General features: G+C 73.4%; 7 protein-coding genes and 1 pseudogene. 6 read left to right on the plus strand and 2 right to left on the minus strand.

Translation table 11 applies throughout. The features are described from left to right. Window positions 1-478, minus strand: a pseudogene (locus C1I99_RS26875) (hypothetical protein); the annotation flags it as partial. An 89-nt stretch (window positions 479-567) separates the two neighbouring features. Between C1I99_RS26875 and C1I99_RS26880 the strand changes: the two are divergent. From C1I99_RS26880 to ahcY, 6 genes are all read left to right on the plus strand, one after another. Further along, on the plus strand, window positions 568-1,953 hold the full coding sequence (locus C1I99_RS26880) for a phosphomannomutase/phosphoglucomutase (RefSeq protein ID WP_111137011.1): 1,386 nt from the start codon (window positions 568-570) through the stop codon (window positions 1,951-1,953). 62 nt (window positions 1,954-2,015) lie between these two features. Then, window positions 2,016-2,201 carry a Trm112 family protein gene (locus C1I99_RS26885; protein WP_111137012.1) on the plus strand — a complete coding sequence of 62 codons (186 nt, stop codon included), beginning with the start codon at window positions 2,016-2,018 and terminating at the stop codon, window positions 2,199-2,201. Further along, window positions 2,198-3,394 (plus strand): SIS domain-containing protein, encoded by a 1,197-nt coding sequence (locus tag C1I99_RS26890; protein ID WP_111137013.1) that lies wholly within the window; start codon window positions 2,198-2,200, stop codon window positions 3,392-3,394. Before C1I99_RS26885 ends, C1I99_RS26890 begins: the two co-directional genes overlap by 4 nt. Before the next feature lie 76 nt (window positions 3,395-3,470). After that, window positions 3,471-4,478: a cation diffusion facilitator family transporter gene (locus tag C1I99_RS26895; protein WP_111137014.1), complete on the plus strand. Its 1,008-nt coding sequence runs from the start codon at window positions 3,471-3,473 to the stop codon at window positions 4,476-4,478. A gap of 3 nt (window positions 4,479-4,481) precedes the next feature. Beyond that, window positions 4,482-5,648, plus strand: coding sequence for a mannose-6-phosphate isomerase, class I (gene manA, locus C1I99_RS26900; protein ID WP_111137015.1), 1,167 nt, complete (start codon window positions 4,482-4,484; stop codon window positions 5,646-5,648). A gap of 289 nt (window positions 5,649-5,937) precedes the next feature. Further along, a complete protein-coding gene (ahcY, locus tag C1I99_RS26905) occupies window positions 5,938-7,431 on the plus strand; it encodes an adenosylhomocysteinase (RefSeq protein ID WP_111137016.1) in 1,494 nt (497 codons plus the stop codon). A 106-nt stretch (window positions 7,432-7,537) separates the two neighbouring features. On the opposite strand, the gene C1I99_RS33480 is transcribed toward ahcY, so the two are convergent. Further along, entirely contained in the window at window positions 7,538-7,687 is a 150-nt protein-coding gene (locus tag C1I99_RS33480) for a hypothetical protein (RefSeq protein WP_199562407.1), read from the minus strand. Window positions 7,688-7,824 lie beyond the last annotated feature (137 nt).

The following is a 7,824-nucleotide window of genomic DNA, read 5'->3' on the forward strand; positions in this document are numbered from 1 at the left end:
CCCCGGGGATGTACGGCGGGCCGCCCGCGCCGCGCCCGTCCGGTGGGTTGTACGGCGCCCGGCCGGCCCACGGCCCCGACGCCACCCAGGTGATGCCCGGCCGCCCCGGTGCGGCCACGCCACCCCCGGCGCCGGCCTGGTACGGGCCCCCGCCGGCCGCTCCCACCTCGGCACCGTCCGGTGCCGCGCCGATCTCCGGGCCGCCCGGTGCCGCTCCGATCTCCGGGTCGCCCGGTGCCGCTCCGGTCTCCGGGTCGCCCGGTGCCGCTCCGGTCTCCGGGTCGCCCGGTGCCGCTCCGGTCTCCGGGTCGCCGGGGCAGCGCAGCGGTCCGTCCGCTCCCACATCCGCGTTCCCGGGTTCGGCGCCGACCTCCGGGCCGCCCGCGCCCAGGCAGCCCGCCGCCCCCGGTATCCTGCCGTCGACCGGTCGGCCGGGCACCGAGCCACCGGCGGACGGTGGTGACCACACCGTGTTCATGCCCCGGCTCCCTGGCTGAGCCGGGGCACGCGGCGCCCCTCCGATACGCTCAGGCCGTTGACCGACCTGCGGCGCGAGGAGCGAAACCGGTGTCTGATCTGTCCCAGATCGTGAAGGCCTACGACGTCCGTGGGACGGTGCCGGACCAGTGGGACGAGCGGGTCGCGGCAGCCCTCGGCGCCGCCTTCACCGAGGTGCTGAACAGCTCCGGCGAGCCCGGCGAGGCGGTGCTGATCGCGCACGACATGCGGGCGAGCGGCCCCGGCCTGGCCGCCGCCTTCGCCGCCGGCGTACGCGCCCGGGGGCGCTCGGTCATCGAGCTGGGGCTCGGTTCGACCGACATGCTGTACTACGCCTCCGGTTCGTTGGGCCTGCCGGGGGCGATGTTCACCGCCAGCCACAACCCGGCGCAGTACAACGGCATCAAGATGTGCCGCTCCGGCGCGCGCCCCATCGGCCAGGACAGCGGCCTGGCCGAGATTCGCGACCGGGCCCAGGCGCTGCTCGACTCCGGTGAGCCCGGCCCGGCCGGTGAGCCGACCGCCCCGGCGGAGCGGCGCGACCTGCTGCCCGACTACGCCGCGCACCTGCGCAAACTGGTCGACCTGTCCACCATCCGGCCGCTGAAGGTGGTCGTCGACGCCGGCAACGGCATGGGCGGCTACACGGTCCCGACCGTGCTCGGCGACGCCGCCCTGCCGGCGCTGCCGCTGGAGATCGTGCCGCTCTACTTCGAGCTGGACGGCACCTTCCCCAACCACGAGGCCAACCCGCTGGACCCGGCCAACCTGGTCGACCTGCAACGCGCCGTGGTCGAGCACGGCGCCGAGATCGGGCTGGCCTTCGATGGCGACGCCGACCGGTGCTTCGTGGTGGACGAGCGGGGCGAGCCAGTCTCACCGTCGGCGATCACCGCCCTGGTGGCCGCCCGCGAGCTGGCCAAGCACCCCGGCTCCACGGTGATCCACAATCTGATCACCTCCAGCGCCGTACCGGAGATCATCCGGGAGCACGGCGGCGAGCCGGTGGTCTCCCGGGTCGGGCACTCCTTCATCAAGGCGGAGATGGCCCGGACCAACGCGATCTTCGGTGGCGAGCACTCCGCGCACTACTACTTCCGGGACTTCTGGTTCGCCGACACCGGCATGCTCGCCGCGATGCACACCCTGGCCGCTCTCGGCGAGCAGTCGCAGCCGTTGTCGGTGCTGGCCGGCGAGTACGAGCGGTACGTCGCCTCCGGCGAGATCAACTCAACGGTGGCCGACCAGGGGGCGAAGCTGGCCGAGGTGCGCGCCGCGTACCCGGACGCCGAGGTCGACGAGCTGGACGGGCTCACCCTGCGCTTCCCGGACGGCGCCTGGTTCAACCTGCGCGCCTCCAACACGGAGCCGCTGCTGCGGCTCAACGTCGAGGCCCCCACCCGGGAACGGATGACCTCCCTCCGCGACGAGGTGCTCGACCGGGTTCGCCGATAAGATCGCGTGCGCCGGTCGGCACCGCCGATCGGTGAAACCGCATACGTGGAAGGAGCCGCGCCGTGGCCCTGGACCCGCAGTTGCTGGAGATCCTCGCCTGTCCGGACACACACCACGCACCGCTGAACTACGACGCCCAGGCGCAGACGCTGACCTGCACCGAGTGCGGCCGGATCTTCGAGGTCCGCGACGACGTGCCGGTGCTGCTGCTGGACGAGGCGCGCGGCGGCCCCGTGGAGCGGTCGTGATCGACGGTAGGGCCGGCGTGAGCGGCCACCGCGACGCCGACGAGAGCCTGCTCGACGACCCTGACGCGCTGGCCGAGCGCGACCCCGGCGGCATGCTGCGGCACACCGCCTCGGGCGGGGCGCAGGTCCGTGAGTCGGCTGCCCTGGCCGCCGAGGCCAACCTGTCGGTGCTCGCCGACGAGGGGCGGCCGCGGGCGGTAATCATCGCCGGCATCGGCACCGCCGGGCGTACCGGTGACGTGCTGGCCACGGTCGCCGGGCCGCGCTGCCCGGTGCCGGTCATCCCGCACCGCAGCGCGGGCGTGCCGGGCTGGGTGGGCGCCGCCGACGTGGTGATCGCGGTGAGCGCCTCCGGCCGCAGCCCCGAGGCACTCGGCGCCGCCGAGGCCGCGCACCGCCGGGGCGCCCGGCTGGTGGCCGTCGGCGCACCCGACTCGCAACTGCAGTCGGTGGCCGAGCGGGCCCGGGCGCCGTTCATTCCGGTGCCCCGGCGCGCGCCGGCCCGGGCCAGCCTCTGGGCGCTCACCGTGCCGGTGCTGCTGGCCGCCCGGACGCTCGGCCTGGTCAAGGTCAACGAGGCGGACCTGGCGGAGACCGCGGCGCGGCTCGACGCGGACGCCGACCGTTGCCGTTCGAGCGCCGAGTCATTCGTCAACCCGGCGAAGTCGCTCGCGCTGGGCCTGGCCGGCTCGGTCCCGATCGTCTGGGGCTCGTCGCCGCTGGCCACCGTCGCGGCCCGCCGGTTCGGCGACACCCTGTCGGCCAACGCCCGCTACCCGGTGGTCAGTGGGGCCCTCGGTGAGGCCGGCCGTGGCCGGGTCGGCCTGCTCGACGGCGTGTTCGGCGGTCTGGTCGAGGGGGAGCGGGACATCTTCGCCGACCCCGAGGACGCCCCGGGCGGCGGCACCCGGCTGCGGCTGGTGCTGCTGCGCGACGGCGGGCTGAACGCCGAGGACGACACCGACGAGCCGCTCGCCGTCGAGGAGCGCCGCGCGGAGGCGGTGCAGACCCTCGCCGAGCGGCGCGGGGTGCGCTGCGACGTGGTGACCGCCGAGGGCGGCTCGGCGCTGGAGCGGCTCGCCTCGCTGATCGCCGTACCCGACTTCGCCTCGGTCTATCTCGCCCTGGCGCACGGACTGGACCCGATGGCCGTACCGGCCATCACCGAGATGAAGGAGCTGTCGAACCAGTGAGCGAACGCAGTGGGCGAACCGGGCAACGCCCAGCGCGGGTGCCCCGCGACGCCGCGCAGCGGAGCGGAGCGGCGGCGTGAGCGCCAACGGCGGGACGAAGGCGATCATCGCCGCCCTGCTGGCCAACGTCGGCATCGCCATCACCAAGTTCATCGCGTTCCTGCTGACCGGGTCGTCGTCGATGCTGGCCGAGTCGATCCACTCGGTCGCCGACTCCGGCAACCAGGGGCTGCTGCTGCTCGGTGGGCGGCGGGCCAAGCGGGCGGCAACGCCGCAGCACCCGTTCGGCTACGGCCGGGAGCGCTACATCTACGCCTTCATCGTGTCCATCGTGCTGTTCAGCGTCGGCGGCCTCTTCGCGCTGTACGAGGCGTACCACAAGTGGTCGCACAAGGAGGGCATCACCGAGTGGCACCTGGTGCCGGTTGTCGTGCTGGTCGTCGCCATCGTGATGGAGACGTTCTCCTTCCGCACCGCCATCAGGGAGTCCAATCACGTCCGGGGCAAGCAGTCCTGGGTGCACTTCGTCCGTCGGGCCAAGGCACCTGAGCTGCCGGTGGTGCTGCTGGAGGACCTGGGCGCGCTGGTCGGTCTGGTCTTCGCGCTCTTCGGTGTCGGGATGACCCTGATCACCGGCAACGGTCGCTGGGATGCCGTCGGCACCGCGATGATCGGCGTCCTGCTGGTGGTCATCGCGATCGTGCTCGCCATCGAGACCAAGAGCCTGCTGCTCGGCGAGGGCGCGGAGGCGCACGACGTCGCCGCGATCGAGAAGGCGATCACCGAGGGCCCCGAGGTTGAGCGGATCATCCACATGAAGACGCTCTACCTCGGCCCCGAGGAGCTGATGGTGGCCGCGAAAATCGCTGTGCCGGCCTGCGACAGCGCCGAGGAACTGGCCCGCGGCATCAACGTGGTCGAGGACCGGGTCCGCGCGGCCGTGCCGATCGCCCGGGTCATCTACCTGGAACCGGACATCTACCGCGGCGCCGTGGAGCAGGCGGGCAGCGGGCGCGGTGTGCACACCGCCGCGGCCGGGCCGGAAGCCGAGCCGGGTGAGGTCGCCGGGCGGCCCGGGAGCTGATTCGTGGAGCTGTTGTACGGGCCGATCCGGGACTACGCCTGGGGGTCCCGTTCGGCGATCGCCGAGCTGCAGGGGCGCCCGGTGCCGAGCGACGGCCCGGAGGCCGAGCTGTGGCTGGGCGCCCACCCGGGCGCCCCGGCCGCGGTCGAGCGGGACGGCACCCGGGTCAGCCTGACCGACCTGCTGCTCGCCGAGCCGGACCACTGGCTCGGCGAGCGGGTGGTCGACCGGTTCGGCACCCGGCTGCCGTTCCTGCTCAAGGTGCTCGCCGCGGACGCGCCGCTGAGCCTGCAGGCCCACCCGGACGCAGACCAGGCCCGGGCCGGGCACGCGGCCGACGCCGCCCGCGCCGACGGGCAGCGCAACTACGTGGACCCGTACCACAAGCCGGAGCTGCTGGTCGCGCTCGCCACCATGGAGGCGCTGTGCGGGTTCCGGGACCCGGGGGTGTCGGCGGAGGTGCTCGCCGCGTTCGGCGTACCCGCGCTGGAGCCGGTGCTGGCCGCGCTCCGCGCCGGGCCGGCGGGGCTGCGGGAGGCCGTACGCCTGCTGCTGACCTGGCCTGCGACGGAGCGGGACGCGCTGGTGGCGGCCGTGGCGTCGGCGCCGGCCGCGGGGCCGGACGCGGAGCTGGCGCGGGAGCTGGCCGCCGCCTACCCGGGCGACCCGGGAGTGCTGGTGGCGCTGCTGCTCAACCGGGTGCGGCTGAGTCCCGGCGAGGCGATCTGGATGCCCGCGGGGAACCTGCACGCCTACCTGCGGGGCACCGGCGTGGAGATCATGGCGGCTAGCGACAACGTGCTGCGCGGCGGGCTGACCCCGAAGCGGGTGGACGTCGAGGAGTTGCTCCGGGTGCTGCGCTTCGAGGTGCTGCACGACCCGGTGGTGCCACCGCTGGAGGTCGCCCCCGGCGTGGCGACCTGGCCGGTGCCGGTGGAGGATTTCGCGCTGCACCGGGTGACGGTGGGCGCGAAGCTGCCGGAGGTCACGCTGGCGGTGCCGGGGCCCCGGGTGGTGCTCTGCTGCGCCGGGGAGGTCTCCGCCGACGACGGCACGGGCGCGGTGACGCTCGGCTGCGGCCAGGCCGCGGTCGGCACCGCGGCCGCCGTCGGGCCGCTGCGCGTCGCCGGTGCCGGTGAGGCGTACGTGGCCAGCTGCGGCCTGCGCTGAGCTGCGGAGAGAGCCCTCGGCGCACGTCTGGGGCAAGTCCGACTTTCCCGAAATGGCTTGACGCAGGATCAGCGTGGTGTGACTCTATGGGTACGCAGCGTTACCGCGACGAAGGTCCGAGAACGCGCGGGGAACCAAACCGGGGGGATGCACGGGGCGGCGGCTGATGGACGGGGAAATCCGTTCACGACCGACCGCCCCGTGCGCTGTCCGCCGACCGCGACGTGCGCCGCCGCCGGGCGCGCGTAAGGTGGATGGTCGCGCAGCACATCGTCCGACAGGAGCTTTCATGACCAGCACCCTCCCGGCGTCCGCCAGCGGCGCGTCCGAGACTCGCCCGAGCACCGTCGCCGAGGGCGACTACAAGGTGGCGGATCTCTCGCTTGCCGAGTTCGGGCGCAAGGAGATCCGGCTCGCCGAGCACGAGATGCCCGGCCTGATGGCGATTCGTCGTGAGTTCGCCGACGCCCAGCCGCTGGCCGGCGCCCGGATCACCGGCTCGCTGCACATGACCATCCAGACCGCCGTCCTGATCGAGACCCTCGTCGCGCTGGGCGCGCAGGTGCGCTGGGCGTCCTGCAACATCTTCTCCACCCAGGACCACGCGGCCGCCGCGATCGTCGTCGGCCAGGGCACCCCCGAGGCGCCCGCCGGCGTCCCGGTCTACGCCTGGAAGGGCGAATCCCTGGAGGAGTACTGGTGGTGCACCGAGCAGGTGCTCACCTGGCCGGACGGTCAGGGCCCCAACATGATCCTCGACGACGGCGGGGACGCCACCCTGCTGGTGCACAAGGGCGCCGAGTTCGAGAAGGCCGGGACGGTCCCGCCGGTCGAGTCCGCCGACTCCGAGGAGTACGCGGTCATCCTCACGCTGCTGCACCGCACCCTGGCCGAGGACGGCCAGCGGTGGACCCGGATCGCCGCCGGCATCAAGGGCGTGACCGAGGAAACCACCACCGGCGTGCACCGGCTCTACGAGATGCACCGCGAGGGCACCCTGCTCTTCCCGGCGATCAACGTCAACGACTCGGTGACGAAGAGCAAGTTCGACAACAAGTACGGCTGCCGGCACTCGCTGATCGACGGCATCAACCGCGCCACCGACGTGCTGATCGGCGGCAAGATGGCGGTCGTGCTCGGCTACGGCGACGTGGGCAAGGGCTGCGCCGAGTCGCTGCGCGGCCAGGGCGCCCGGGTCGTGGTGACCGAGGTCGACCCGATCTGCGCGCTACAGGCGGCGATGGACGGCTACCAGGTCTCCACCCTGGACGACGTGGTCGAGCAGGCGGACATCTTCATCACCGCCACCGGCTGCTTCAACGTCATCACCAACGAGCACATGGCCCGGATGAAGCACCAGGCCATCGTCGGCAACATCGGGCACTTCGACAACGAGATCGACATGGCCGGCCTGGCCAAGCGCTCGGACGTCACCCGGGAGAACATCAAGCCGCAGGTCGACCTCTGGAAGTTCGATGACGGCCACGCCATCATCGTGCTCTCCGAGGGTCGCCTGCTGAACCTGGGCAACGCCACCGGCCACCCGAGCTTCGTCATGTCGAACTCGTTCGCCAACCAGACGATCGCCCAGATCGAGCTCTACACCAAGACCGAGCAGTACCCGATCGGCGTCTACGTGCTGCCCAAGCACCTGGACGAGAAGGTCGCCCGGCTGCACCTGGACGCGCTCGGCGCCAAGCTGAGCACGCTCACCAAGGAGCAGGCCGCGTACCTCGGCATCCCGGTGGAGGGCCCGTTCAAGCCGGAGCACTACCGGTACTGATCCCACCCACACCCGACCGGGCCGGCCGCGCACGCGGCCGGCCCGGTCGCGTGTGGGGCGGCCCGTGTCGCGGAGTCGCGGGCGAGGACCCGTGTCGCGGAGTCGGTCAGCCGCGGCGGCGGGTGGGCCGGACCCAGGTCCAGACGCACCAGGCGAGCCAGGCCAGCGAGACCACGGTGGCCAGGGTGCGCAGCCGCAACGCGCTGAGCAGCAGCACCACCGCGAGCACGGCCAGCCACGGCCCGAACGCCCTCACCGCCGGCCCCCGGGCACCGACTGCCGCACCGCCGGGCCGGCCGCCGGGCTGACGGCCTGGGCTGGCGGGGCGGCCTGGGCTGGCGAGGCGGCCTGAGCTGGCGGGCGGACGGCCTGCGCGGCGGGGGTGGCCGGTGC

The sequence above is a fragment of the Micromonospora deserti genome, from assembly GCF_003236335.1.
In the GTDB taxonomy this organism is placed as follows: Bacteria; Actinomycetota; Actinomycetes; order Mycobacteriales; family Micromonosporaceae; genus Micromonospora; species Micromonospora deserti.